This is a genomic window from Hydrogenophaga sp. GW101-3F08, assembly GCF_059424585.1.
In genome coordinates this window covers 12,861-37,330 of record NZ_JBWKZP010000004.1, presented here as the reverse complement: position 1 = coordinate 37,330, position 24,470 = coordinate 12,861, and the positions used below count along the sequence as shown (strand labels likewise).

Annotated in this window: 23 protein-coding genes and 3 tRNA genes; 10 read left to right on the top strand and 16 right to left on the bottom strand. The window is 67.2% G+C overall.

Features of this window, described 5'->3' with window-relative positions; genetic code table 11:
• Positions 1 to 171: 171 nt before the first annotated feature.
• From argG to AC07YZ_RS12250, 3 genes are read right to left on the bottom strand one after another with little or no spacing between them, the layout of a single operon-like run.
• Positions 172 to 1,503, bottom strand: a complete 1,332-nt coding sequence (argG, locus tag AC07YZ_RS12260) for an argininosuccinate synthase (protein ID WP_226492176.1) — start codon at positions 1,501 to 1,503, stop codon at positions 172 to 174.
• A gap of 8 nt (positions 1,504 to 1,511) precedes the next feature.
• Positions 1,512 to 1,829, bottom strand: coding sequence for a pyrimidine/purine nucleoside phosphorylase (ppnP, locus tag AC07YZ_RS12255; RefSeq protein ID WP_226492177.1), 318 nt, complete (start codon positions 1,827 to 1,829; stop codon positions 1,512 to 1,514).
• 58 nt (positions 1,830 to 1,887) lie between these two features.
• The gene (locus AC07YZ_RS12250; protein ID WP_226492178.1) at positions 1,888 to 2,235 is read right to left on the bottom strand and encodes an ArsC family reductase; all 348 of its coding nucleotides are present in this window, start codon (positions 2,233 to 2,235) and stop codon (positions 1,888 to 1,890) included.
• A 56-nt stretch (positions 2,236 to 2,291) separates the two neighbouring features.
• On the opposite strand from AC07YZ_RS12250, the gene pip reads away from it, so the two are divergent.
• The 10 genes from pip (at position 2,292) to AC07YZ_RS12200 (ending at position 10,555) form a co-directional block, all read left to right on the top strand.
• A complete protein-coding gene (gene pip, locus AC07YZ_RS12245) occupies positions 2,292 to 3,239 on the top strand; it encodes a prolyl aminopeptidase (RefSeq protein WP_494794932.1) in 948 nt (315 codons plus the stop codon).
• A gap of 26 nt (positions 3,240 to 3,265) precedes the next feature.
• Positions 3,266 to 4,609 carry a bifunctional tetrahydrofolate synthase/dihydrofolate synthase gene (gene folC, locus AC07YZ_RS12240; protein WP_494794931.1) on the top strand — a complete coding sequence of 448 codons (1,344 nt, stop codon included), beginning with the start codon at positions 3,266 to 3,268 and terminating at the stop codon, positions 4,607 to 4,609.
• 71 nt (positions 4,610 to 4,680) lie between these two features.
• Positions 4,681 to 5,448 carry an SPOR domain-containing protein gene (locus AC07YZ_RS12235; protein WP_494794930.1) on the top strand — a complete coding sequence of 256 codons (768 nt, stop codon included), beginning with the start codon at positions 4,681 to 4,683 and terminating at the stop codon, positions 5,446 to 5,448.
• A gap of 34 nt (positions 5,449 to 5,482) precedes the next feature.
• Positions 5,483 to 5,968 carry a CvpA family protein gene (locus tag AC07YZ_RS12230; RefSeq protein ID WP_494794929.1) on the top strand — a complete coding sequence of 162 codons (486 nt, stop codon included), beginning with the start codon at positions 5,483 to 5,485 and terminating at the stop codon, positions 5,966 to 5,968.
• A gap of 31 nt (positions 5,969 to 5,999) precedes the next feature.
• The gene (gene purF / locus AC07YZ_RS12225; RefSeq protein ID WP_226492183.1) at positions 6,000 to 7,502 is read left to right on the top strand and encodes an amidophosphoribosyltransferase; all 1,503 of its coding nucleotides are present in this window, start codon (positions 6,000 to 6,002) and stop codon (positions 7,500 to 7,502) included.
• A 6-nt stretch (positions 7,503 to 7,508) separates the two neighbouring features.
• Positions 7,509 to 8,723 (top strand): O-succinylhomoserine sulfhydrylase, encoded by a 1,215-nt coding sequence (locus AC07YZ_RS12220; protein ID WP_494794928.1) that lies wholly within the window; start codon positions 7,509 to 7,511, stop codon positions 8,721 to 8,723.
• 17 nt (positions 8,724 to 8,740) lie between these two features.
• Complete coding sequence (gene gltX / locus AC07YZ_RS12215; RefSeq protein ID WP_494794927.1) at positions 8,741 to 10,123, top strand: glutamate--tRNA ligase; 1,383 nt, start codon at positions 8,741 to 8,743, stop codon at positions 10,121 to 10,123.
• A gap of 75 nt (positions 10,124 to 10,198) precedes the next feature.
• A tRNA-Ala gene (locus AC07YZ_RS12210) sits at positions 10,199 to 10,274 on the top strand.
• A gap of 74 nt (positions 10,275 to 10,348) precedes the next feature.
• Positions 10,349 to 10,424, top strand: a tRNA-Glu gene (locus tag AC07YZ_RS12205).
• A 54-nt stretch (positions 10,425 to 10,478) separates the two neighbouring features.
• Positions 10,479 to 10,555, top strand: a tRNA-Asp gene (locus AC07YZ_RS12200).
• Positions 10,556 to 10,608: 53 nt separating this feature from the next.
• On the opposite strand, the gene AC07YZ_RS12195 is transcribed toward AC07YZ_RS12200, so the two are convergent.
• From AC07YZ_RS12195 to hscA, 13 genes are all read right to left on the bottom strand, one after another.
• Entirely contained in the window at positions 10,609 to 12,642 is a 2,034-nt protein-coding gene (locus AC07YZ_RS12195) for a nitric oxide reductase activation protein NorD (protein WP_494794926.1), read from the bottom strand.
• A 15-nt stretch (positions 12,643 to 12,657) separates the two neighbouring features.
• Positions 12,658 to 13,491, bottom strand: a complete 834-nt coding sequence (locus tag AC07YZ_RS12190) for a CbbQ/NirQ/NorQ/GpvN family protein (protein WP_494794925.1) — start codon at positions 13,489 to 13,491, stop codon at positions 12,658 to 12,660.
• 8 nt (positions 13,492 to 13,499) lie between these two features.
• Positions 13,500 to 14,879, bottom strand: coding sequence for a cbb3-type cytochrome c oxidase subunit I (locus AC07YZ_RS12185; protein WP_494794924.1), 1,380 nt, complete (start codon positions 14,877 to 14,879; stop codon positions 13,500 to 13,502).
• 67 nt (positions 14,880 to 14,946) lie between these two features.
• Positions 14,947 to 15,801 carry a c-type cytochrome gene (locus tag AC07YZ_RS12180; RefSeq protein WP_494794923.1) on the bottom strand — a complete coding sequence of 285 codons (855 nt, stop codon included), beginning with the start codon at positions 15,799 to 15,801 and terminating at the stop codon, positions 14,947 to 14,949.
• 302 nt (positions 15,802 to 16,103) lie between these two features.
• A complete protein-coding gene (locus tag AC07YZ_RS12175; RefSeq protein WP_226492190.1) occupies positions 16,104 to 16,403 on the bottom strand; it encodes a ferredoxin family protein in 300 nt (99 codons plus the stop codon).
• Positions 16,400 to 17,734 (bottom strand): FAD-dependent monooxygenase, encoded by a 1,335-nt coding sequence (locus AC07YZ_RS12170; protein ID WP_226494692.1) that lies wholly within the window; start codon positions 17,732 to 17,734, stop codon positions 16,400 to 16,402. The genes AC07YZ_RS12175 and AC07YZ_RS12170 overlap by 4 nt, the downstream gene beginning before the upstream one ends.
• Entirely contained in the window at positions 17,731 to 18,831 is a 1,101-nt protein-coding gene (locus tag AC07YZ_RS12165; RefSeq protein ID WP_226492191.1) for an electron transfer flavoprotein subunit alpha/FixB family protein, read from the bottom strand. The genes AC07YZ_RS12170 and AC07YZ_RS12165 overlap by 4 nt, the downstream gene beginning before the upstream one ends.
• The gene (locus AC07YZ_RS12160) at positions 18,828 to 19,676 is read right to left on the bottom strand and encodes an electron transfer flavoprotein subunit beta/FixA family protein (protein ID WP_226492192.1); all 849 of its coding nucleotides are present in this window, start codon (positions 19,674 to 19,676) and stop codon (positions 18,828 to 18,830) included. The genes AC07YZ_RS12165 and AC07YZ_RS12160 overlap by 4 nt, the downstream gene beginning before the upstream one ends.
• A gap of 13 nt (positions 19,677 to 19,689) precedes the next feature.
• Complete coding sequence (gene nifW, locus AC07YZ_RS12155; RefSeq protein WP_226492193.1) at positions 19,690 to 20,028, bottom strand: nitrogenase stabilizing/protective protein NifW; 339 nt, start codon at positions 20,026 to 20,028, stop codon at positions 19,690 to 19,692.
• 8 nt (positions 20,029 to 20,036) lie between these two features.
• A complete protein-coding gene (cysE, locus tag AC07YZ_RS12150; RefSeq protein ID WP_494794922.1) occupies positions 20,037 to 20,831 on the bottom strand; it encodes a serine O-acetyltransferase in 795 nt (264 codons plus the stop codon).
• Entirely contained in the window at positions 20,828 to 21,994 is a 1,167-nt protein-coding gene (gene nifV / locus AC07YZ_RS12145) for a homocitrate synthase (protein WP_494794921.1), read from the bottom strand. The genes cysE and nifV overlap by 4 nt, the downstream gene beginning before the upstream one ends.
• A 217-nt stretch (positions 21,995 to 22,211) precedes the next feature.
• On the bottom strand, positions 22,212 to 22,547 hold the full coding sequence (fdx, locus tag AC07YZ_RS12140; protein ID WP_494794920.1) for an ISC system 2Fe-2S type ferredoxin: 336 nt from the start codon (positions 22,545 to 22,547) through the stop codon (positions 22,212 to 22,214).
• Positions 22,548 to 22,593: 46 nt separating this feature from the next.
• On the bottom strand, positions 22,594 to 24,468 hold the full coding sequence (hscA, locus tag AC07YZ_RS12135) for a Fe-S protein assembly chaperone HscA (RefSeq protein WP_494794919.1): 1,875 nt from the start codon (positions 24,466 to 24,468) through the stop codon (positions 22,594 to 22,596).
• Positions 24,469 to 24,470: the final 2 nt, after the last annotated feature.

Below are 24,470 nucleotides of genomic sequence, written 5' to 3'. Positions count from 1 at the left end.
CACTTCGCCCGATGGCGTGTGGTGGCTGACTCCGCTCATGTCCCCCGTCAACGGCTGCGCCGTTGCCTCCTCCTTTACTTCGCTGCGCCATCCACCACACGCCATCGGTCAGCCAGCGAGAGGGCGCCCCGATCCCGCGAGGTCAAGGCGAGAAACGCGGCGAGCGGGAAATCACTCGCCTTCGATCTTGAGCATCTGCGAGCCTTCGCCCAGCGACAGCAGGCCGGTCTTGGCGTAGATGCCGAGCTTGGCGCGCGTGTCGGTGATGTCGAGGTTGCGCATGGTCAGCTGCCCGATGCGGTCCAGCGGCGTGAACGGCGCGTCCTCCACCTTTTCCATCGACAGACGTTCCGGCGCGTAGGTCAGGTTCGGGCTCTCGGTGTTCATGATCGAGTAGTCGTTGCCGCGGCGCAGTTCGACCGTCACCTCGCCGGTGATGGCGCGTGCCACCCAGCGCTGGGCGGTCTCGCGCAGCATGATCGCCTGCGGATCGAACCAGCGGCCCTGGTAGAGCAGGCGGCCGAGCTTCAGACCGTTGATGCGGTACTGCTCGATCGTGTCTTCGTTGTGGATGCCGGTCACCAGCCGCTCGTAGGCGATGTGCAGCAGCGCCAGGCCCGGGGCTTCGTAGATGCCGCGGCTCTTGGCTTCGATGATGCGGTTTTCGATCTGGTCGCTCATGCCCAGGCCGTGGCGGCCGCCGATGCGGTTGGCTTCCAGGATCAGCTCCACCGGGCTGTCAAAGGTCTTGCCGTTCAGCGCGACGGGCTGGCCTTCTTCGAAACGCACCGTCACGGTTTCGCGCTTGACCTCGACCTCGTCTTTCCAGAACGCCACGCCCATGATGGGGTTGACGATGGTGATGCCGCTGTTCAGGTGCTCCAGGTCTTTCGCCTCGTGCGTGGCGCCCAGCATGTTGCTGTCGGTGGAGTAGGCCTTTTCGGCGCTCATCTTGTAGCCGAAGCCGTTGGCCGTCATGAAGGCGCTCATCTCGGCGCGGCCACCCAGTTCGTCGATGAACAGCTGGTCCAGCCAGGGCTTGTAGATCTTCAGGCTGGGGTTGGTCAGCAGGCCGTAGCGGTAGAAGCGCTCGATGTCGTTGCCCTTGTAGGTGCTGCCGTCGCCCCAGATGTGGACGTCGTCTTCCTTCATCGCGGCCACCAGCATGGTGCCGGTCACGGCGCGGCCCAGCGGCGTGGTGTTGAAGTAGGTCACACCCGCGGTGCTGATGTGGAAGGCGCCGCACTGCAGCGCGGCAATGCCTTCGTGGGCCAGCTGGGTGCGGCAGTCGATCAGGCGCGCTTTTTCGGCGCCGTACTGCATGGCCTTGCGCGGGATCTCGTCGTAGTCCGGCTCGTCGGGCTGGCCCAGGTTGGCGGTGTAGGCGTAGGGGATCGCGCCCTTCTGCTTCATCCACAGGAGGGCGGCGGAGGTGTCGAGGCCGCCGGAGAAGGCGATGCCGACCTTTTGTTGCGTGGGCAGGTTTTGAAGAATGGTGGCCATGTGTGTGCTCAGCCGAAGTGGCAGATGTAGTGGTAGGGTTCCGTCACGCGGATGTCGAAGCTGCTGTTGCCGGGAATGCTGAACTTGTCGCCGGGAGCCGATTTGAGCCAGGCGTCGGTGCCGGCCAGTTTGTATTCACAGCCGCCGGCCACACATTCCATGATCTCGGGCGCGCCGGTGTTGAAGGTGAGCGTGGCGGGCAGCACCACACCGACCGACTTCTTGGTGCCGTCCGGGAAGGTGATTCCGTGGCTGACGCATTTGCCATCGAAGTACACGCTGGCCTGGGTGTTGACGGTGACGCCGCTGATCTGGGTGGTGCTCATGGGGAGGAGAAGTGTGAAAAGTGGAGGCGAAACCGCAATTTTAGGCGGGTGGGGCCAGTCAGGCGCGGTGTTGCCAGTCGGCAGCGTCGAAGCCGACGGTGATGGCACCGTCCGCCCACACCACCACCGGACGCTTGATCACGCTGGCGTGGGCCATCAACAAGGCGTTGGCGCTGGCGTTGTCCACCACCGCGTTGCGCGTGGCATCGTCCAGCCCGCGCCAGGTCGTGCCCTTGCGGTTGACGAGCTTTTCCCAACCCGCTGAGGCCAGCCAGCGGTCGAGGTCGGCCTCGGGAACGCCCTGTTTCTTGAAGTCGTGGAACGTGTGCTGGACGCCGTGTTCCGCCAGCCAGGCGCGGGCCTTCTTGACGGTGTCGCAGTTGGGGATGCCGTAGAGTGTGGTCATCCTTGAATTCTGGCACGCGTCTCTCGGCAGGCGCGGCCAAACCGGAAGAGATCACCATGGCCCAGCGCGACTTTTATCCGCCCATCGAACCGTTTCAGACCGGCGTGCTCGACACCGGCGACGGCCACTCGGTCTATTGGGAGCTGTGTGGCAACCCGAAGGGAAAACCGGCAGTGTTCCTGCATGGCGGGCCGGGCTCGGGCTGTTCGGCCGATCACCGCCGGCTGTTCGATCCCGAGCGCTATTGCGTGCTGCTGTTTGACCAGCGCGGTTGCGGGCGTTCCCTGCCCGCCGCCTCGCTGGAGAACAACACCACCTGGCACCTGGTGGCCGACATGGAGCGCCTGCGCGAGATGCTGGGCGTGGACCGCTGGCTGGTGTTTGGCGGTTCCTGGGGCAGCACGCTGGCGCTGGCCTATGCGCAGACGCACACCGAGCGTGTGTCGGCGCTGATCGTGCGCGGCATCTTCACGCTGCGGCGCGAGGAGCTGCTCTGGTACTACCAGGAGGGCGCTTCGTGGCTGTTCCCGGATCTGTGGGAAGGTTTTGTGGCGCCGATTCCCGAGGCCGAGCGCGGCGACCTGATCGGCGCCTACCGCCGGCGTCTGACCGGGGCGGACCCGGGCGAACAACTGGCCTGCGCGCGCGCCTGGAGCCTGTGGGAAGGGCAGACGATCCGCCTGCTGCCCGATGAGGCCAACACCGCCAAACATTCGAACGACACGTTTTCGCTGGCCTTCGCGCGCATCGAAAACCACTATTTCGTACACGACGGCTGGATGGACGAGGGCCAGCTCATCCGCGACGCCGGCAAACTGGCCGCTATTCCCGGCGTGATCGTGCAGGGCCGTTACGACGTCTGCACCCCCGCCCGCACGGCCTGGGCGCTGCACCGGGCCTGGCCGCAGGCCGAATTCCACCTGGTGCCAGACGCCGGGCACGCGTTCAACGAACCCGGCATCCTCACGCGCCTGATCGAAGCCACCGACCGCTTCGCGACCTGAGGCGCTGAGCCCGCCGGTGCGCGACAATGCCGGACTCTATGAAAACGCTTGAAGACTGGCTCGCGCACTGCGAGCGCCTGCACCCCGTCACCATCGACATGGGCCTGGACCGCGTGCAGCGCGTGGCGCAGCGCATGGGGCTGGCGATGGACTGCCCGGTGATCACCGTGGCGGGCACCAACGGCAAGGGCTCCACCTGCGCCATGCTCGAAGCCATTTACGGCGAAGCGGGCTACCGCACCGGTGTCTACACCTCGCCGCACCTGGTGCACTTCGAGGAGCGTTGCCGCATCCAGGGCCAGGCGGTGGCCGCCGACGCGCTGTTGCCCGCGTTCGCCGAGGTGGAGGTGGCCCGGCTGGGGCAGGGCGGCGGCGATGAAATCAGCCTGAGTTATTTCGAATTCACCACGCTGGCGATCCTGCGGACCTTGTCGCGCAGCGGGCTGGAGGTGGTGATTCTGGAAGTGGGTCTGGGCGGTCGGCTGGACGCCGTGAACATTCTGGACGCCGACTGCGCCGTGATCACCTGCATCGCGCTGGACCACATGGCCATCCTGGGCGCGGACCGCGAAGCCATCGGTTACGAGAAGGCCGGCATCATGCGCACCGGCCGTCCGGTGGTGGTGAGCGATCCGGTGCCGCCGCAAAGCGTGCTGGATCGGGCGCTGGAAGTGGGCGCTGAGCTGTGGCGCCTGGGCAAGGACTTCCATTTCGCCGGCGACCAGCAGCAATGGGGCTGGGCCATGCACCCGTCCCACGGTGGCCGGCGTTACGGCGGCCTGGCCTACCCGGCGCTGCGCGGCGCCAACCAGTTGGTCAACGCCTCGGGCGTGCTGGCGGCCATCGAGGCCCTGCGCCCGCGCCTGCCGGTCACGGCCCAGGCCGTGCGCAACGGGCTGGCCATGGTGGAGCTGCCCGGGCGTTTCCAGATCGTGCCCGGCACGCCCACACTGGTGCTGGACGTGGCCCACAACCCGCATTCCGTGGCGGCGCTGGCCGAAAACCTCGATGCCATGGGCTATTACCCGACCACCCATGCCGTGTTCGGCGCCATGGCCGACAAGGACCTGGGCGCCATGCTGGAACGCATCGCACCGTTGATCGACCGCTGGCATGTGACCGACCTGCCGCTGCCCCGGGCCAGCACGGGCCGGGCGCTGGCCGAGTTGCTGGAGGCCTCGCCGGCCACCGCGCCCGGCGGGAAAAGCCGGGTGGCGGGCGTCCACGCCAGCCCGATGGACGCCTTGCGCGCCGCGGTGTCGGCGGCGGACCCCGCTGATAGAATCGTGGTCTTCGGTTCGTTCTTCACCGTGGGTGGTGTTTTGCAGGACGGCGTCCCGCGAATGTCTGCAAAACACCTGGCTTCCTGAAGCCTCCCACACAGCGCGAATGCCGTGTCGCGCTCCCCGCCAGGCATTGATGGCGCATTGGTCCACCCCGAATGATCACTTCCCGTTCAGGCTCCCAGGGCAATCCAACAACACCCCCGCCGCAGAGCATCGAGGCTGTGCGGCGCCGTGCGCGCCATCGCCTGATCGGTGCCAGCGTGCTGGTGTTGCTGGGCGTGCTGGGCTTTCCGCTGCTGTTCGACACCCAGCCGCGCCCGATCTCGGTGGACATTCCGATCGAAATTCCCGCCAGAAACCCGGCCCCGGCGCTGCCGGCCCCCAAGGCGGCCACCAGCAGCAAGACCGAGCCCAAGCCCGCACCGGCGCCCGTTGAAACCGCCGCGCTGTCCACCGGCGAAAGCCTGGGGGCGCGCGAAGAGATCGTGGAGCCGACGCGCTCCGATCCGGCCGCGACGCCGGAAGCCGACAAATCGCCCCAGGCCAAGACCGAGCCCGCCAAGGCAGATCCCACCCCTCTTGAAAAGCCGCAGCCCGAGGCCAAACCGTCGGCGCCGGCCGCCGCTCCTGCCAAGTCTGCCGAAGCCGACCGGGCGCGAGCGTTGCCTGAAGACAAAGCCACCAGCCCTGCGGCCGTGCGCGCCGTGGTGCAGGTGGGCGCTTTTGCCGATGCGGTGCGGGCGCGTGAAGTGCGTTTGAAACTGGAGCGCGCCGGGCTCAAGACCTACACCCATGTGGCCGAAACGTCCGATGGCAAGCGCATCCGTGTGCGTCTGGGCCCTTTTGCCAGCAAATCCGAGGCTGAAAAGGCGGCGTCGCGCGTGAAGGCGCTGGGGCTGCCCGCCGCCGTGCTGACCCTGTGAGGAACGCCGCCGGTCCGGCCAGGATCTGATGCCGATGAGTTGGTTGGACTGGGCCCTGTTGGCCGTGTTGTTGTTGTCGGCGTTGCTGGGGTTGTGGCGCGGGCTGGTCTACGAGGTGCTGTCGGTGGCCGGCTGGGTGGTGGCGTTCGTGCTGGCGCAGGCTTATGCCGCCGAGGTGGGGGCCTGGCTGCCCATGGAGGGCGCGTCGCCGCCGGTGCGGCTGGCCGCGGGTTTCGTGGTGGTGTTTCTGGTCGCGGCGTTTGCCGGTGGACTGGTGGCGTGGCTGGTGAAGAAATTGGTGGAGTCCGTGGGCCTGCGGCCCGTGGACCGGATTCTGGGCGGGGCCTTTGGCCTGGTCCGCGGTTTGGTGATATTGCTGGGTGTGACGGTGGTGGTGAGCATGACGTCCCTGCAGACGCAGGACTGGTGGCGGGAGTCGGTGGTGGCGGACACGCTCACCGACACGCTGCACGCGCTCAAGCCCTTGCTGCCCGAGGCGCTGTCGCGCTACCTGACGTAGGGTTTTTGTCTTTTTCCGTAAGGATCCGAACATGTGTGGAATCGTGGGCGTGGTGAGCAAAGCGCCGGTCAACCAATTGATTTATGACGCGTTGCTGCTGCTGCAGCACCGGGGCCAGGACGCGGCCGGCATCGTGACCCAACAGGGCCGCAAGTTTTTCATGCACAAGGCCAAGGGCATGGTGCGCGACGTGTTCCGCACCCGCAACATGCGTGCGCTGCCGGGCAACTGCGGCCTGGGCCAGGTGCGTTACCCGACCGCCGGCAACGCCTACTCCGAAGAAGAGGCGCAGCCTTTCTACGTGAACGCGCCGTTTGGCCTGGTGCTGGTGCACAACGGCAACCTGACCAACGCCCACGCGCTCAAGCAGGAACTGTTTCAGGCCGATCACCGCCACATCAACACCGAGAGCGACTCCGAGGTGCTGCTCAACGTGCTGGCGCACGAGCTGGAAAAAGTCACGCGCGGCATCACCCTCAAGCCGGCCGACGTGTTTGCGGCGGTGCGCGGCGTGCACCAGCGCGTGCGCGGCTCCTATGCGGTGGTGGCGCTCATCGCCGGCCATGGCCTGGTGGCGTTTCGCGACCCCTACGGCATCCGCCCGCTCTGCGTGGGCCACAGCGACGCCGGCGTGATGGTGGCGAGCGAATCCGTCACCCTCGAAGGCAACGGTTTCGAGCTGGACCGCGATGTGATGCCCGGTGAGGCGCTGTTCGTGGACCTGGAGGGCAACATGCAGTTCCAGCAGTGCGCCGACAAGGTCAGCCACAACCCCTGCATTTTTGAGTTCGTCTACCTGGCCCGTCCCGACTCCGTGCTCGACGGCATCTCGGTCTACCAGGCGCGTCTGAACCTCGGCGAAACCCTGGCCAAACGCGTGGTCTCCACCGTGCCGCCGAACGAGATCGACGTGGTCATCCCGATCCCCGAATCGTCGCGACCCAGCGCGATGGAGCTGGCCCAGTTGCTCGGTCTGCCGTACCGCGAGGGTTTCGTGAAAAACCGCTACGTGGGCCGCACCTTCATCATGCCGGGGCAGGGCGTGCGCAAGAAGTCGGTGCGCCAGAAGCTCAACGTGATCGCCAGTGAATTCAAGGGCCGCAACGTGCTGCTGGTGGACGACTCCATCGTGCGCGGCACCACCAGCCGCGAAATCGTGCAGATGGCGCGCGACGCCGGGGCCCGCAAGGTCTACCTGGCCAGTGCCGCGCCACCGGTGCGTTACCCCAACGTCTATGGCATCGACATGCCCACGCCCGACGAACTCGTGGCGCACAACCGCACGGTCGAAGAGGTGCGCCTGAGCATTGGTTGCGATGCGCTGATCTACCAGGACGTGGACGCCATGAAGCTGGCCATTGGCTCGCTCAACCCCAAACTCGCCGGTTTCGATGCGTCCTGTTTTGACGGCGTGTACGTCACCGGAGACATCACGCTCGAAGACATCGCGCGCCTGAACGCCGGGCGCGACCAGACCGAAGAAGGCGAGGAAGACACCTCGCGCCTGGCGCTGCCCAACGCGCAGACCGCCTGATCCGTTATGTCATCGAACGCGAAATCCGCTGACGCCCTGCACCGCGAAACCCTGGCGGTGCGGCTGGCGACCGAGCGCAGCCAGTACGGCGAGAACTCCGAGGCCCTGTACCTGACCAGCGGCTATGTGCAGCCGTCCGCCGAAGACTCCGCACGCCGCTTTGCTGGTGAAGACGACGGTTACACCTACGGCCGCTCTGGCAACCCGACGGTCACCAGCTTCGAGATGCGCCTGGCCGCCATGGAAGGTGCCGAGGCCTGCATGGCCACCGCCTCGGGCATGGCCGCGGTCATGCTGATGTGCTTCAGCCTGCTCAAGGCGGGCGACCACGTCATCATTTCGCAGTCCATGTTCGGATCCACGCTCAAGCTGGTCGGCTCCGAGTTCGGCCGCTTCGGCGTGGAAACCTCGGTGGTGCCGCAAACCGATCTGGCCGCCTGGCGCGCGGCCATGCGGCCCAGTACCCGGCTGCTGTTCGCCGAAACGCCCACCAACCCGCTGGGCGAGGTGTGCGACATCCAGGCCCTGGCCGACCTTGCTCACGGCGCAGGCGCGCTGCTGGCCGTGGACAACTGCTTCGCTTCGCCCGCCCTTCAACGGCCGGTGGATTTCGGGGCTGACATCGTCATGCACTCCGGCACCAAATACCTGGACGGGCAGGGCCGCGTGATGGCGGGCGCCCTGTGCGCCAGCGCCGCCATGGTGCGCGACAAGTTCCTGCCGGTGCAGAAGAACTCCGGCATGGTGCTCTCGCCCTTCAACGCCTGGGTGGTGCTCAAGGGCCTGGAGACACTGGACCTTCGCATGAAAGCCCAGAGCGCGCAGACCTTGGCTTTGGCTCAGTGGCTGGAAGCGCATCCCGCGGTGGCCCGGGTGTACTACCCCGGCCTGGCCAGCCATCCCCAGCACGCATTGGCTATGCGCCAGATGAACGGAATCGGCGGCGCGGTGCTGTCCTTCGATGTGAAAGCCGCCAGCCCCGAGCAGGCGCGCCAGCGCGCCTTCCACGTGCTGGACCAGATGCAGGTGCTCTCGCTGTGCACGAACCTGGGCGATACCAAGACCCTGTGCACCCACCCCGCCAGCACCTCGCATGGCAAGCTGTCCGAGGCGCAGCGCCAGGCCGCCGGCATCGGCCAGGGACTGATCCGCGTGGCCGTCGGCCTCGAACACCTGGACGACATCCGCGCCGACCTGGACCGCGGTCTCTCCAGCCTCTGATTTTTGCGATCCCTCACATGACCGTCCGTACCCGCTTTGCTCCCTCGCCCACCGGCTTCATCCACCTGGGCAACATCCGCTCGGCCCTGTACCCCTGGGCCTTCGCCCGCGCCACCGGCGGCGTTTTCGTGCTGCGCATCGAAGACACCGACCTCGAACGTTCCTCGCAGGCCGCGGTGGACGTGATCATCGAAGGCATGAAGTGGCTGGGCCTGGACCACGACGAAGGGCCGTTCTACCAGATGCAGCGCATGGACCGCTACAAAACGGTGCTGGCCGAGATGGTGGCCGCGGGCCATGTCTATCCCTGCTACATGAGCATGGCCGAGCTCGATGCCTTGCGCGAGCGCCAGATGGCCAACAAGGAGAAGCCACGCTACGACGGCACCTGGCGCCCCGAGCCGGGCAAGGTGCTGCCTGCCATCCCCGAGGGCGTGAAGCCGGTGCTGCGCTTCAAGAACCCGCAAGGTGGCGTGGTGGCCTGGGACGACAAGGTCAAAGGGTTGATCGAGATCCGCAACGACGAACTCGACGACCTGGTGATCGCGCGGCCCGACGGCACGCCCACCTACAACTTCTGTGTGGTCGTGGACGACATCGACATGGCGATCACCCACGTGATCCGTGGCGACGACCACGTGAACAACACGCCGCGCCAGATCAACATCTTCCGCGCGCTCGGCAAGGAGCCGCCGGTCTATGCCCACCTGCCCACCGTGCTCAACGAGCAGGGCGAGAAGATGAGCAAGCGCAACGGCGCCAAGCCGGTCACGCAATACCGCGACGAAGGCTATCTGCCCGATGCGATGGTGAACTACCTCGCGCGCCTGGGCTGGAGCCATGGCGACGACGAAATCTTCAGCCGCGCGCAGTTCCTCGAATGGTTCAACCTGGACCACCTGGGCCGCAGCGCCGCCCAGTTCGACGAAGCCAAGCTGCGCTGGGTCAACGCCCAGCACCTGAAGGCCATGGACGATGCCGCGTTGGCGCCGCTGGTGGCCGAGCAACTGCTCAAGCGCGGCATCACCGCCGATGAGCGCCTGGCCGCCATCTGCGGTCTGTTCAAGGACCGCTGCGACACCACGGTGGCGCTGGCCGGCTGGGCCGCCGCGTTTTACGCCGACGTTGCGCCCAGCGCCGAAGAGCGTGCGCAACACGTCACGCCCGCCATTCAGCCCGCGCTGGCCACGCTGTCCGAGAAGCTCGCCGCCAGTGCCTGGAACAAGGCCAGTATCTCGGCGGCCATCAAGGAAACCATCACCGCCCATGGCATCAAGATGCCGCAACTGGCGATGCCGGTGCGCGTGCTGGTGATGGGCACGGCGCAGACGCCGTCGCTCGACGCGGTGCTCGAATTGCAAAATCAACAAACAGTTTTGACGCGGCTTCAAAATCGCTGAAAAATGTCCTATAATTTGAGGCTTGCTGATTCACACCAAGCGGTGACATGCGAAGCGTGAATCAACAAACACTGTGGGGGTATAGCTCAGCTGGGAGAGCGCTTGCATGGCATGCAAGAGGTCAGCGGTTCGATCCCGCTTACCTCCACCACAATTTGTGAAGCTTGTGTCGGTACTTGTTAAAGGCGCTGATACAATGCGAAGTTCGGTTAGTTCCAAGGTTTTGACCCTATCGTCTAGAGGCCTAGGACATCACCCTTTCACGGTGAGTACCGGGGTTCGAATCCCCGTAGGGTCGCCAAGTTTGTGGCACTTGGCCTGAAGCGAAAGCCTCAGGCAAAAGCTGCACCACTGCGGAGTGGTAGTTCAGTTGGTTAGAATACCGGCCTGTCACGCCGGGGGTCGCGGGTTCGAGCCCCGTCCACTCCGCCAGTCAGCACAAGGGTTAGCAGGTACGTATCTGCTAACCCTTTTTGTTTTTCTGGCTACCTCTTCACCAGCCGCTGCATCCAGTCCAGCAACGCAGTCGGCAGTGCGTCCGGCGTCGGCAGCAGCGCGTACTGGTGGGCACCAAACACGGTGGACAGGTAGCTGGTGGCCTGCCGGTCCACGGCCAGGCAAAACGGCGAGATGCCCTGCAGCTTCGCTTCGGTCACGGCCTGGCGGGTGTCTTCGATGCCGTAGCGGCCTTCATAGACGTCGCTGTCGTTCGGTTTGCCATCGGACAACAGCAGCAGCAGCCGGTGCGTGGCGCTTTCGCGCATGAGCGCGGCGCTGGCGTGGCGCAGGGCGGTGCCCGCCCGCGTGTACTGGTCGGGCTCCAGCGCCGCGATGCGCAGCGCCACGGCGGGGCTGTATGACTCCTCGAAGCGCTTGATGTCCCACACGCTTACCGCATTGGGCCCATTGCCCGAGAAGGCCTGCACCGCGAAGGGCTCGCCCATCGCCCCGAGGGCGATGCACACGAGCAGCAAGGCTTCGCGCTCGACGTCGATGACCCTGCGGCGGTTCGAGATCCAGCCATCGGTGGATCCGCTGACATCAATGAGTAGCAGGATCGCCATGTTCCGCCGGGACCGCTGTTGCGAGCAATACAGGTCCTGGGTCATCGGCCAACCGGCGCGCATGTTCGCCAGGCCTTCGACGCAGGCCTCCAGGTCGATGTCGTCGCCGTCTGTCTGGCGGCGCCGCAGCGTGCGCTGGGGGCGCAGTGCCGCGAAACGCTGGCGTATGGCGCCGAGCACCGGGCGATGCTCGGCCAGGGTGTCGTCCACCCACTGCTGCGTTCCGACCGGTGCTGCCAGCACCCGCACCGTGGCGCCGGGGTGGCGGTAGGCCTCGATCCGGCAATCCCACTCTGGGTAGCAGAACGCCTGGGGCGCGTCGGACGCGGCGGCCTTGGTGTGACGGGGATGTACCGTGGGCGGGTCGTCGGACAGCAATACCTCCGGGGCCTGGTCCGGCGTCCAGACCAGCCGCGCCTGGGCGAGATCGGAGACCAGGTCGGCGAACTCGTCGGCCGCCGCATGCTGGTCGCGGTCGGTTGGCCGCTGCATTCCGAACGGGTCCTCGGCCTGTTCGTGGGGTGCTTCGGGCGGGATCATCCAGGCGCCCTGCTCCGTGTCATCTTCCTGCTCGGCGCCTTCACGCACTTCGGGGCGACGCACCAGGCGCGCGCTGCGAGTCGTGCGTTCGGCGGTGTTGCCGATCGGGTCGCTGCCTTCAAGGCGTGGGTCCATGGCATCGCCCGGCTTGCGCAACGCGCCGGTCCAGCCGTCCAGGAACAGGGACGGGGCGCCCTGGCGTCCCGCTCTGGCCAAGTCCCGGACCATCTCGGCCGCAAGAAGATGTGCGATGCAGGCCGATTCTTCCGGCGATGTATCGATGGGCGCATGCTTATTCGGCCCATCGCAAGGCTGCGCGATCAAGCCGCGCACCCAGGCCTCCAGAGGGCGGCGCGCTGCGGGGAACTGTGCCAGCGGCGGACGGGCAGCCAGCGCTGCGCGGCGCCAGCTGTTCAAGGAGCTGGACATGCCGCGCAACAGGCGGGCCAGCGCCGCGTCGGCCGCAATGGCTTCCAGCAGCAGGTAGATGTCGAGAACCAGCGGCGAGTCACAGAGGTCCACGCACGCGGCGCTGCCCCGGCTCGCCCGCATGGCCTGTACCAGGGCCATGGTGCGAAAGCGGTCCATGGCCAGCGTGGTGTCGGTCAGGCCGGTTTCAGACGGCAACCAGATGCACTGGCCGTCGGTGGCCGGCAGCGCCATGCGCGCCTGCGGGAAACCGTTGCGCTGGAAGGTCTTGGCGAGCCAGGTGGGCCGTGCTGGCATTTGCGCCGTGCGCAAGCGGTAGGCCGTGCCGAACACCGCCTTGATCAGCAGGCCCAGGCGCGGCGCCACATCGGCCAGCAGGGTCATGGGCCGGGGCGGTGTCCTGGCCCGATGCCGTCGCCACATGGTCTGTGTGAAAACGGTCGCGTGGCGGGCCACGTCAGTGATCACGTCCTCGGCTTCGGCCATGGGGGCGTTCCTCGATCAGACGAAGGTGGCGTCGACCAGGTCGCGCATCGCTCCCACCAGCGCTTCGTCGTCCGACAGCGGCGACACCACGGCGCTGTGGCAAGCCTGCCGCGTGGGGACGCCACTGGCCACCAGCGCGGCCGCTGCGATCAACAAGCGGGTGCTCGGCACCTCCGCCAATCCGCGGTCGCGCAGTTGGCGCAAGCGCTGCCCGAGCGACACCAGCGCCACGGCCGTGGCATGGTCGGCACCGGCCTCGCTCTCGATGATGGCCGCCTCACGCGCAGCGGGAGGGAAGTCGAAGTCGAGCGCCACGAAGCGCTGCCGCGTGCTGGGCTTGAGGTCTTTGAGCATGCGCTGGTAGCCCGGGTTGTAGGAGATGACCAGCTGAAAGCCGGGTGCCGCCACCAGTGTCTCGCCGGTCTTGTCGATCGGCAGCATGCGGCGGTGGTCGGTCAAGGAATGCAGCACCACCGTGGTGTCTTGCCGGGCTTCGACCACTTCGTCGAGGTAGCAGATGGCGCCCTCGCGCACAGCGCGGGTCAGGGGCCCGTCCTGCCAGGCTGTGCCGTCGTTGCGGATCAGGAAGCGGCCGATCAGATCGCTCGCGCTCAGGTCGTCGTGGCAGGAGATCGTGACCAGGGGGCGCTTGAGCTTCCAGGCCATGTGTTCGACAAAACGCGTCTTGCCACACCCGGTGGGGCCCTTGAGCATCACGGCCAGCCGCAAGGCATGGCAGTGCTCGAAGATGGCCACCTCGGCGCCCGATGGCAGGTAATACGGCTCGCTGCCGGTCGATGGTTCTGACCGGTCCAGCGGGTCAACGGTGTGGAGCAGCGCGGCGGTCATGGCGGTACTCACGTGGTGGGCAAGACCGTCCCGGCGGTGGGAGCGCCTGTTGCCCTGGCCTCCTTGTCGAGGTCGAAGCGGGGTGCATGGCGGAAGAAGTCGTAGATGAACAGCCCCACGCCGGTCGCGAACAGCGAGCCGGTGGCGATCAGCATGACGAAGTGCACCTGTATCTTCAGCTGGGCGTCGAGATAGCCCATGCCCATGATGCGCTCCAGATAGACCTGCGCGATGCCGGCGGTGGCAAACGACAGCGTCATGCCGAACATGCCGCCGACCTGCATCCAGAACGCCCAGTAGCCGAGGCTGCTGCCTTGTTCGCTGCGCCCCGGCGTCATCGCTGGCAGCGCGTAGGTGATCATGGCCAGCACGATCATGGCGTAGGCGCCGTAGAAAGCGGCGTGCCCGTGCATGGCAGTGATCAGCGTGCCGTGGGTCCATTTGTTGACGTCAGGGAACGTGTGCGCCAGGCCCAGCAGGCCGGCCCCGAACAGGGTGAACACCGCGCTGCCGATGGTCCAGTGCAGGGCCAGCGTGTTGGGGTGCGACAGGCCCGCGCGGCGCATGGCCGAATACGCGAACATCGCCATGCCCACCAGCGCCGCGGGCTCCAGCGCGCTGAAGATGCCACCGATGGGCAACCAGTACGACGGCACGCCCACCCAGTAATAGTGGTGCGCCGTGCCCAGGATGCCAGCAATGAAGACCAGACCCACGATCACATACAGCCACTTCTCCATGACCTCCCGGTCGGCGCCGGACAAGCGGATCAACAGGTAGGCCAGGAAGCCGCCCTGGATCATCACCCACACGCCCTCCACCCAGAGGTGGATCGTCCACCAGCGGTAGTAGATGGAGACCGTGTAGTTCTCGTACTCCAGCAGCGCGGGCAGGTACAGCAGCGCGGCCAGGCCGAGGCCGAGCACAAGTACGCCCTCCGTGGTGGTGAAGCGCCTGGAGCGCCAGATCGTCATGCCGATGTTGTAGAGAAAGATCAGCATGCAGATCACGATCACGATCTTGTGCGGCAGGGGCTGCTCCAGCAGCTTGTTGCCGGTGCCGTAGCGAAACAGATAACCCACCACGGCGGTCACGCCCATCAGGGTCCACAGGATCAGCTGCACATAGGCGAGCCGGGTGCTGTAGAGCTCGGTGCGCGATTCGTCGGGCACCATCCAGTAGGTGGCGCCCATGAAGCCAGTGAGCACCCACACGATCAGCAGGTTGGTGTGGATCACCTTGGTCACATCGAAGGGCAGGATGTTGAGCAGCGGATCGGGCCCGAGGTATTTGGCGGCCGACAGCAGGCCAAACACCAGCTGCAACCCGAACAACACCATGGCCACGGCGAAATACCAGTAGGCAACCGATTGAGACCTGTAGCGCATGTCGAAACTCCTGCAGAGGGGCGGCGGTGGCCCGCTGCCGGTGTGGGCTTGGCGGCTTCGCAGCCCGTTACTTGAAGGTCGCCAGGTACGCCGCGAGGTGGGTGACCTGTTCGGGCGTCAGGTCCTTGCCGTAGGTGTTCGGCATGAACGAGACCCCGTTGGCCGAGTACATGGCGCCCGCGACCAGGTGTGCGCTGGGTTGGGTGATGGACTCGCGAAGGTAGCTCGCCAGGTCGGTGGCGGTGCCTTTGTAGCCGGGTGAGGCCAGGGTCTGCTGCGTGCGTGTGGCGATGCCCGCCAGCGAGGGGCCCGCCATGTCGGCGCCCGCCGTGAGGGAGTGGCAGGCGGTGCAGGCGGGGGCGGCGGTTCTGAACATCCGCTCGCCCAGGGCCACCGGGTCTTTGTCGGAGGTGGCTGCCGCTGAGGTCGATCCTGCGGGCGTCGAAGCCGCCGCCACGGCGGGGACAGTCGCGTTCCCTCCTGTGGCGCCCAGGCCGGTGACCATGATCGGCCGCGGTGGCCAGCCCTGGTTGTCCACCTGGCTCACCCAGTCGAGAAACGCGATCAGGCCGTCAATCTCGGCATCGCTCAGGTTCTGCTGGGGCATGAGCCGCCGGTGGCGCTGCTCGTCGTAGAACTTCGACGGGTCTTTCAGGAAGGCCCGCAGGTAGGGCGCGCCGCGCTGCTGTGCGATCTTGGTCAGGTCGGGCGCGTAATACGCACCTTCACCAAAGATGGTGTGGCAGTTGATGCAGTTGTTCTTGTGCCAGGTGTTCTTGCCCAGCGTGACCGCGGGCGTGATGTTCTGCGCGTTCGTCAGCTTCGGGAACTGGCGGTGGCTGTCGATGGTGAGGCCGAGAAAGATCAGCGTGGCGAGCAGCGTGGAGCCGATCGCGAAATACCGTGCCTGGCGCTTGTTCATGTGTCTGCACCCGCGTCAGACGCTGATGCCCGTCCAGTGAATGACGCTGATGGCGGCGGCGTACGCGATGCCGGTGGCCATCAAACCGAGCACGATATGGCTGAACACCTGGAGACTTCGGTACGCGGTCATGGGAGGCACCTCGGCAGTTGCGCCTGCGTTCTCTCAGGGGCGAGAGAGGCAGGCGGACGGTGCATGGTGACCAGTCCGATTCTTGCGGTCCGTACGGCAACGCACACATGGAGCGCTGGCCGCTTTTCATGGCCCGCTGCGTGCGATGAGCAGGCAACGGGGTGGGACCGCTACCCGAACTTGAACAGAATGCCGTGGCCGCCGCGTGGGTATTCCCAGTCCACGTTCAGGTGTTCGCTGCAGATGACGCGGCAGCTGCCGCACTCCAGGCAGCCGTCGGTGATCAGGGTCACCGCGCCGTTGCCTTCGGTCTTGTAGCAGGAGGCCGGGCAGACGAAGGTGCAGCTCTTGACGACGCAGTCGTTGGTGCAGACGCTGGCGTCCTTGATCCGGATGTGCGGCCGTCCGGCGTCGACGCGGTAGCGGTTCTGGAAGAGCTTTTCTTCCACATTGACGGTGATGGCGTTCATCGGATGGCCTTCCAGAGTTTGTACGCGTCGCCCACCAGTCCGGTGAGTTTGCGGGTCTTGCGAAAGTGGGCAAAGATTTCGCGCTCTTTGGTTTTCTTGTCCACGCCGTCCACGGTGATCATGGTGCGCGCGGCCTGCGCCACCATGTCGGGGTAGCTGGTGAAGAATTGCGGGTTCTTGTGCAGCACGGCCGGCATGTCGCGGTACTTGTGCAGGTCCTTCATCACGAAGCTGGCGTCGAGCGCGGTCTTGTAGCTCTTGAGCGCCTTGCTGTCGAAACCCCGGTTCGCGGCCTTGGCGGCGATCACCGCTTCGCCCGCGAGGCGCCCGGTGGTCATGGCGAGGTTGGAGCCTTCGCGGTGCACCGCGTTGACGAAGCCACCCGAGTCGCCCACGATCATCCAGCCGTTGCCGTAGACCTGCGGAATGGCATGGAAGCCGCCTTCCGGGATCAGGTGGGCGCAGTACTCCTTCATCTCGCCGCCCTCGATCAGCGGGGCGATGGCGGGGTGGCGCTTCATCTGTTCGAGCAGCACGTAGGGGCTGGTGCGGTTCGGGTTGTTCTTGAAGTCGCCCAGCATGCAGCCCACGCCGATGGTCAGCGACTCCTTGTTGGTGTAGAGGAAGCCGGTGCCCATCATGCCGTCGGTGATGCGGCCGATCATCTCGATGACGACGCCCGATTCTTCGCCGATGTTGAAGCGCTGGCGGATGGTCTCTTCGGGCATGAAGAGGATTTCCTTCACGGCCAGCGCCACGTCGCCGGCCTGGATGTCGCCGTGGAACCCGGCCTTGCGCGCCAGCGTGGAGTTCACGCCGTCGGCCAGCACCACCACGTCGGCGTAGATGTCGCCCTGTTCGCGGTCGCACTGCACGCCCACCACCTGGTCGCCGTCCATGATGAGGTGGTTCACCGTGGTCTCGCAGATCAGCAGCGCGCCGGCCTCGCGCACCTTGGAGCTGAACCACTTGTCGAACTGCGCGCGGATGATGGTGTAGCGGTTGTACGGCGGCTTGTTGTGGTCCTCGCTGCGGATGTGCGTGCCGACGAAGGAGCTCTCGTCGAGCAGCCACATGCGTTGTTCGATGATGTGGCGCTCCAGCGGCGCGTCTTCGCGGAAATCGGGAATGATCTCTTCGAGCGCCTTGGCGTACAGGATCGCACCCTGCACGTTCTTGCTGCCCGGGTATTCGCCGCGCTCGATCTGCAGCACCTTGAGGCCGGCCTTGGCCATGGTGTAGGCGCAGGCGTTGCCCGAGGGCCCCGCGCCCACGACGATGGCATCGAATTGAGAGGGTTTTTTCATCGCGTTCTCCTGTGAGCGGGTCAGGCCACCTGCCGGCTGCGCAGCGCCAGATGGGCGGAAAAGGCCTGGGTCAGCGCGGGCAGCACCTGCATCGCGTTGCCCACGATGCCGTAGTGCGCGAACTCGAAGATGGGCGCATTGGCGTCGGTGTTGATCGCCACGATCACGTCCGACGCGTCCATGCCGACCCGGTGCTGCACCGAGCCCGAGATGCCCGCGGCGATGTAGAGCTTGGGCCGCACGGTCTTGCCGGTCTGGCCGACCTGGCGCTCCGCCTCCACCCAGCCGGCCTGCACGCAGGGCCGGGTGGCGCCCACTTCGCCGCCGAGCACGCGCGCCAGCTCGAACAGCAGCTTGAAGTTCTCGGGGTTCTTCATGCCCTTGCCGCCGCTGACGATCACGTCGGCGTAGGGCAGGTTGATCTGGTGGCTGTTGGCGTCGGCGATGAAGTCGAGCAGCTTGGTGACGATCTGCGTCTCCACCATGCCCAGCGTCTCCTGCACCGTCTCGCCGCCGCGGCCGGGCTCGGCCTTGGGCATGAGCATCACGCGCGGGCGCACCGTGGCCATCTGCGGGCGGTAGGCCAGGGTCATGATGGTGCAGTAGAGCGAGCCACCAAAGGTGGGCCGCGTGGCCGCCAGGGCGCGGGTGGCCGGGTCGATGTTGAGCTCGGTGCAGTCGGCCGTCAGGCCGGTGAGCAGCGTGGTGGCCACCGAGCCTGCGAGGTCGCGGCCCATCGAGGTGGCGCCCAGCAGCAGGATCTCGGGCTGGTACTTGTTGACCAGATCGGTCAGGCCCTTGGTGAAGGGCTCGTTGCGGTAGCCCTTGAGCACCGGGTCCTTCATGATGTAGGCGGTGTCGGCGCCGAAGGTGAAGGCCTCGGCGGCGAACTTCTCCAGCTGCTCGTCGGGGCCGCCGAGCAGCACGGCGCCCACCGCGCTGCCCAGCTTGTCGGCCAGCTTGCGCGCTTCGCCCAGCAGTTCCCACGACACGCTGTGCACATGGCCCCGGTCGTGTTCGATGAAGACCCAGACGCCCTTGTAGGCCTTGAGTTCGTCCGACAGCTCCAGGTTGCGGCCTCGGCCGGCGGGGCGTTTGGCGGGTGCGGCGGGTTCGGTCATGACAGCTCCTTCATCAACAGGTCGGATTCCAGGGTTGGATGGCGGGTGAACACCTTCTGCAGCAGGTTGAGCGACATGTCGCGCAGGGTGGTCGTTTCCATGTCGAGCATGTCGGCCTTTTCGCTGCGCGGCGTCGGCCCGAAGACCTTGCTCACCACCGTGGGCGAACCCTTGAGGCCGATCTTTCCGATGTCTTCGATGCCGGCCTGCTCCTTGTTCCACTTGCGCACCGGGTAGCCGGCGGCGTGGATCATGGCGGGCAGGTTGGCGAAGCGCATCTCGTTGGTGTTCTCCAGCATCGTGATCAGGCAGGGCAGTGCGGTCTTGAGCACCTGCACGCCGCCCTCGGCGCGCCGCTCCACCGTGATGGTGCGGGCCTCCAGGTCGGTCTCGACGATGCGCGAGACGTAGGTCAGCAGCTGCAGGCCCATGCGCTTGGCGATGCCCGGCCCCACCTGCGCGGTGTCGCCGTCGATGGTCTGTTTGCCGGTGAAGACGATGTCCACCGCCTGCTCGCTGGCGATCTGCCGGATGCCGGCGGCCAGCGCGTAGGACGTGGCCAGCGTGTCGGCACCGGCGAAGGCGCGGTCGGTCACCAGCACCGCGTCGTCGGCGCCGAAGCTGATGCACTTGCGCAGCGCCTCTTCGGCCTGCGGCGGGCCCATGCAGAGCATGGTCACCTTGCCACCGAACTTGTCCTTCAGGCGCAGCGCTTCCTCCAGCGAAAACAGGTCGTAGGGGTTGACGATGGCCGGCACCCCCTGGCGCATGATGGTGTTGGTGACCGGGTGGACGCGGATCTGCGCCGAGTCGGGTACCTGCTTGATACAGACGACGATGTGCATGTCCATGCTCCTTTCAGGCGGTGGCGCGTTGTGGAAGCGAGGCTTTGAGGTTGTCGACCGACACGTGCTGCCGGCCGCCCACGTCCTGGAACACCTTGAACACCTTTTCCTGGGCCGGGGTGGAGCTGACGAAGTCCGCGTAGGCCTTCATCAGCTGCTCGCGGTAGCTGGTGAACAGCAGCACCTCGTTGCTCTGGTCCTGCAGGTTCTGCTGCCGGATGTACTGGAAGAAGCGCTTGAGGATGTGCAGCCGGCTGACGTTGACCACCGCCTGATCGAACGGCACGCCGAAGTACTGCAGGAAGTCCTCGGCGGACGACAGGGCCTTGAGTTGTTGAATGAAGTTTTCCATCGGGTCTCTCATTCCATGGTGGCGGGTTGACGAAGCGGGTGCGAGAAGCTGGGCTCGGCGCAGTGGTCGTCGCAGACGCCGCAGCTGGCGTCCGCGCTGGCGAAGGCGGGCGACGACGCGGCCTGCTGGCGTTCGAGCTGGGCCACGCGGTCGAGCAGGCAGGCGATGGCCTTGCCCACCGGGTCGGGGATCAGGTGGTGGTCAAGGTCGAAGCCGTGCGTGGTGCGCCGTCCCGGCGCCACCACCCGGCCCGGAATGCCGACCACGGTGGCGCCGTCCGGCACGGCCTCGATGACGACCGAGTTGGCTGCGACGCGCGCGCCGTCGCCCACGCGGATCGGCCCGAGGATCTTGGCGCCGGCGCCCACTACCACCGCATGGCCCAGGGTGGGGTGGCGCTTGCCGGGGTTCCAGCTGGTGCCGCCCAGCGTGACGCCGTGGTAGAGCGTCACGTCGTCGCCGATCTCGGCGGTCTCGCCGATCACGACGCCGGTGCCGTGGTCGATGAAGAAGCGCGCGCCGATGCTCGCGCCCGGGTGGATGTCCACCTGGGTGAACCAGCGCGCGGCGAACGACAGCCAGCGCGGCAGGTAGCGCCAGCCGCGCGCCCACAGCGCGTGGGCCAGGCGGTGCAGCGCGATCGCCTGCACGCCCGGGTAGATGGTCCAGACCTCCAGCAGGCTGCGCGCGGCCGGGTCGCGGGCGAGCACGCAGCGCGCGTCCTCGCGCAGCAGCGACCACCACGAGGCCCGGGGCGTGCCCCGGGTGGGCGCGTTGGTGGTGGTGTTCAGCGCGGCCTTCATGCCAGCCCCATGGCCGTTGTGTGGGCCGTCTGCGGTGCCGCGCCGTGGGCTTCCCGCAGGAAGCCGCGCAGCTCGTCGGGCGTGGCTTCCTGTTTCACGCGCATGGCGTGGTCGCGGATGCGCGCGAGCACGCGCCCGGTGAGCGCTTCGTCGTCCATGGCCACGCCCAGGGCGCCATAGGCCTGGCGCACGGCCTGCGAGCCCGAGTGTTTGCCCAGCACGGTGCGGCGCTGGCGGCCGAGTTCGCCCGGGTCGAAGCCCTCGTAGGTGGACGGGTGCTTGAGCAGCCCGTCGATGTGGATGCCCGACTCGTGCGTGAACACGGCCTCGCCCACTATGCTCTTGTTGAACGCGACCTGGCGGCCCGAGGCGCGCGCCACCAGGTGCGAGATCGGCACCAGGGCCTGCGTGTCCACACCGGTGTCGCCGTGGTGCAGGTGGCGCACGCCCATCACGATCTCTTCCAGCGCGGCGTTGCCGGCGCGCTCACCCAGCCCGTTGACGGTGGTGTTGGCGTGGGTGGCGCCGGCGCGCAGCGCGGCCAGGGTGTTGGCCGTGGCCAGGCCCAGGTCGTCGTGGGCGTGGATCTCGATGTCGATGTGCAGCGCGTCGCGCAGCCGGGCGATGGCGTCGAAAGTGCTGAACGGGTCGAGCACGCCCAGGGTGTCGGCAAACCGCAGGCGGTTCGCGCCACAGGCCTGGGCGCGCTGCGCCACCTCGATCAGGAAGCCGATGTCGGCGCGCGAGGCGTCTTCGGCGCCGAGCGAAACCTGGCGCCCGCTCGCCGCGGCCTTCTCGATCACGCGCGTGACCTGCGCCAGCACCCACTCGCGCGACTGCTTGAGCTTGTGCCGCAGGTGGATGTCGGACACGGGGATGGAGAGGTGCACGATGTGGGCGTCGCAGCGCAGCGCGCTGGCCAGGTCCGCGTCGGTCAGGCGGCCCCAGACCATCAGCGCCGCGGGCAGACGCAGGGCGGCAATGCTGTTGATGCAGGCGATCTCGTCGTCGCCCATGGCCGGGATGCCGATCTCCATTTCCGGCACCCCCGCGTCCGACAGCGCGCTGGCGATGGCGCACTTCTCGTGCTCCGTGAACGCCACCCCGGCGGTTTGTTCACCGTCGCGCAGCGTGGTGTCGTTGATGATGAGGTTGCGGGGCATGTGGCGGCTTCCTTTGCCTACCTCATCGCAAGGTGCATGCCACCCGTTTTTCCCTCTCAAACCACCTTCTGAAGCGCCTGGCCGGGCCGGTTTGTCGGGTCTGGTCAGCGGGAGGCATTGGCTGGCCTCTGGCCCATGTCGGAAATGTGTTGTTTCGGACAGGGCTCGGTGCTTCTCGTGTTTGGCACCGCGCGGCTGCGGCAGGAAGGAACCCCCGTCAGTGCTCGCGCGCATGGTTGCGCGTGTGGCGCGGGAATTCGACCACGAGGTCGGTGTCTCGCAGCTTCACGCAGCAGGCCAGGCGCGATTGCGCGTCCAGGCCCCAGGCGTGGTCGAGCTGGTCGTCTTCTTCGTCGTCGGGCGCGGCCAGCGAGGCGCCGCCTTCGCGGATGTGCACGTGGCAGGTCGCGCAGGCCGCCACCATCTCGCAGGCGTGCTCGATCGCCACGCCGTGGGTCAACAGGCTCTCGCACAACGAGGCACCGCGCCGGACGTCGAGCTCGCGGCCCTCGGGGCAGAGGTCGGGGTGGGGCAGGATGCGAACCTTGGGCATGTCGGTCTTTCAATGCGTCAATGCGTTCATACGACCCGCCCCGCCGCTAGGCCAGGCTGTCCATGGTGCGCCCGGCCAGCGCGTGCTGGATGGACGCGTTCATGCGGCGCGCGGCGAAGGCGTCGGTGGCGGCCGACAGGGCGTTGGTGGCCTCGCGCAGCTCGGTCACCGGGGCCTCGGTTTCGAGCCGATCGGCCACCGCGAACAGGGCCTGGCGGATCGTGCCCATTTCGGTTTCGCTCAGCAGTGCGCCGTCTTCCTGCAGCGCGGTTTCGGTGGCGTCGAGCAGGCGGCGGGCGTCCACCTGGGCTTCGCGCAGGGCGCGCAGCTGCATATCGGCCGCCGAGGCGCCGATGGCGTCTTGCAGCATGGCGGCGATCTGGGTGTCGCCCAGGCCGTAGGTGGGTTTGACTTCGATGTGCGCCTCGATGCCCGTGCCCTGTTCGCGCGCCGTCACCGACAGCAGGCCGTCGGCGTCGATCTGGAAGCTCACGCGGACGTGCACCGCGCCCGCCACCGCCGGGGGAATGCCGCGCAGCTCGAAGCGCGCGAGCGAGCGGCAGTCGGCCACGGCCTCGCGTTCGCCCTGCACCACGTGCAGCGTCATCGCGGTCTGGCCGTCCTTGAAGGTGGTGAACTCCTGCGCGCGCGCCGTGGGCAGGGTGGAATTGCGCGGGATGATCTTCTCGACCAGGCCGCCCATGGTTTCGATGCCGAGCGAGAGCGGGCACACGTCGAGCAGCAGCCAGCCGTCGCCACTGCCGTTGCCGGCCAGCACGTCGGCCTGCATGGCCGCGCCCAGCGCCACCACCTGGTCGGGGTCGATGTCGGCCAGCGGCTCGACGCCGAAGTGGTCCTTGACCGCGCTGCGCGCGATCGGCATGCGGGTCGAGCCGCCCACCAGCACCACGCCGGTGATGTCGGCGGTGGAGAGGCGCGCGTCGCGCAGGGCGCGCCTGGTGGCCGACAGGGTGCGTGCGATCAGCGGTGCGCCGAGCCGAGCGAACTCGGCGCGGCTCAGGATGGCTTGCAGCGCGTCGCCTTCGGTGCGGCTCAGCGCCAGCGAGGTCGATTCGTGGGACGACAGCGCTTCCTTGGCCGCGCGCGCCGCCGTCAGCAGCGCGCGCTGGGCCACGGGCGAAAGGGCCGCTACACCGGCGATGCCGTGGCGGGCGCAGAACCACTCGGCGATGGCGCGGTCGAAGTCGTCGCCGCCGAGCGCCGAGTCGCCGCCGGTGGACAGCACCTCGAAGATGCCGCGCGTGAGGCGCAGCACCGACACGTCGAAAGTGCCACCGCCCAGGTCGTAGACCACGAAGGTGCCTTCGGCCGCCTTGTCCAGGCCGTAGGCGATGGCCGCCGCGGTGGGCTCGTTGAGCAGGCGCAGCACGGTCAGGCCGGCCAGGCGCGCGGCGTCCTTGGTGGCCTGCCGCTGGGCGTCGTCGAAGTAGGCCGGCACCGTGATCACCACGCCCGCCAGCGGCCCGCCGAGCGAGGCTTCGGCGCGCACACGCAGGGCGCTCAGGATGTCGGCCGAAACCTGCACCGGCGAGCGCTCGCCCGCCGCGGTCTGGATGCCCACCATGCCCGCGCCGTCGGTGAAGCGGTAGGGCAGGCCGGTGGCGTCGCGCAGGTCCGCCAGGTGGCGGCCCATGAAGCGCTTGACCGAGACGATGGTGTTCTGCGGATCCTCGGCCTGGCTGGCCTGGGCCTCGTGCCCGACCACGATGCCGCCTTCGGGCAGGTAGCGCACCACCGAAGGCAGCAGGTTGCGGCCCGCCTCGTCGGGCAGCGCCCGCGTGACCGCGCTCTGCACCGTGGCGACCAGCGAGTTGGTGGTGCCCAGGTCGATGCCCGCGGCCAGCCGGTGCTGGTGGGGAGCAACAGCCCGGCCAGGTTCAGCGATCTGCAGCAGTGCCATGT

Coding starts and splice junctions, on each gene's coding strand:
- argG (WP_226492176.1), bottom strand. CDS start 1,503: ATGGCCACCATTCTTCAAAACCTGCCCACGCAACAAAAGGTCGGCATC.
- pip (WP_494794932.1), top strand. CDS start 2,292: ATGGCCCAGCGCGACTTTTATCCGCCCATCGAACCGTTTCAGACCGGC.
- AC07YZ_RS12230 (WP_494794929.1), top strand. CDS start 5,483: ATGAGTTGGTTGGACTGGGCCCTGTTGGCCGTGTTGTTGTTGTCGGCG.
- AC07YZ_RS12250 (WP_226492178.1), bottom strand. CDS start 2,235: ATGACCACACTCTACGGCATCCCCAACTGCGACACCGTCAAGAAGGCC.
- purF (WP_226492183.1), top strand. CDS start 6,000: ATGTGTGGAATCGTGGGCGTGGTGAGCAAAGCGCCGGTCAACCAATTG.
- AC07YZ_RS12175 (WP_226492190.1), bottom strand. CDS start 16,403: ATGAACGCCATCACCGTCAATGTGGAAGAAAAGCTCTTCCAGAACCGC.
- AC07YZ_RS12180 (WP_494794923.1), bottom strand. CDS start 15,801: ATGAACAAGCGCCAGGCACGGTATTTCGCGATCGGCTCCACGCTGCTC.
- AC07YZ_RS12235 (WP_494794930.1), top strand. CDS start 4,681: ATGATCACTTCCCGTTCAGGCTCCCAGGGCAATCCAACAACACCCCCG.
- hscA (WP_494794919.1), bottom strand. CDS start 24,468: ATGGCACTGCTGCAGATCGCTGAACCTGGCCGGGCTGTTGCTCCCCAC.
- nifW (WP_226492193.1), bottom strand. CDS start 20,028: ATGGAAAACTTCATTCAACAACTCAAGGCCCTGTCGTCCGCCGAGGAC.
- AC07YZ_RS12160 (WP_226492192.1), bottom strand. CDS start 19,676: ATGCACATCGTCGTCTGTATCAAGCAGGTACCCGACTCGGCGCAGATC.
- ppnP (WP_226492177.1), bottom strand. CDS start 1,829: ATGAGCACCACCCAGATCAGCGGCGTCACCGTCAACACCCAGGCCAGC.
- AC07YZ_RS12220 (WP_494794928.1), top strand. CDS start 7,509: ATGTCATCGAACGCGAAATCCGCTGACGCCCTGCACCGCGAAACCCTG.
- AC07YZ_RS12190 (WP_494794925.1), bottom strand. CDS start 13,491: ATGACCGCCGCGCTGCTCCACACCGTTGACCCGCTGGACCGGTCAGAA.
- gltX (WP_494794927.1), top strand. CDS start 8,741: ATGACCGTCCGTACCCGCTTTGCTCCCTCGCCCACCGGCTTCATCCAC.
- folC (WP_494794931.1), top strand. CDS start 3,266: ATGCCGGACTCTATGAAAACGCTTGAAGACTGGCTCGCGCACTGCGAG.
- fdx (WP_494794920.1), bottom strand. CDS start 22,547: ATGCCCAAGGTTCGCATCCTGCCCCACCCCGACCTCTGCCCCGAGGGC.
- AC07YZ_RS12195 (WP_494794926.1), bottom strand. CDS start 12,642: ATGGCCGAAGCCGAGGACGTGATCACTGACGTGGCCCGCCACGCGACC.
- cysE (WP_494794922.1), bottom strand. CDS start 20,831: ATGAAGGCCGCGCTGAACACCACCACCAACGCGCCCACCCGGGGCACG.
- AC07YZ_RS12165 (WP_226492191.1), bottom strand. CDS start 18,831: ATGACCGAACCCGCCGCACCCGCCAAACGCCCCGCCGGCCGAGGCCGC.
- nifV (WP_494794921.1), bottom strand. CDS start 21,994: ATGCCCCGCAACCTCATCATCAACGACACCACGCTGCGCGACGGTGAA.
- AC07YZ_RS12185 (WP_494794924.1), bottom strand. CDS start 14,879: ATGCGCTACAGGTCTCAATCGGTTGCCTACTGGTATTTCGCCGTGGCC.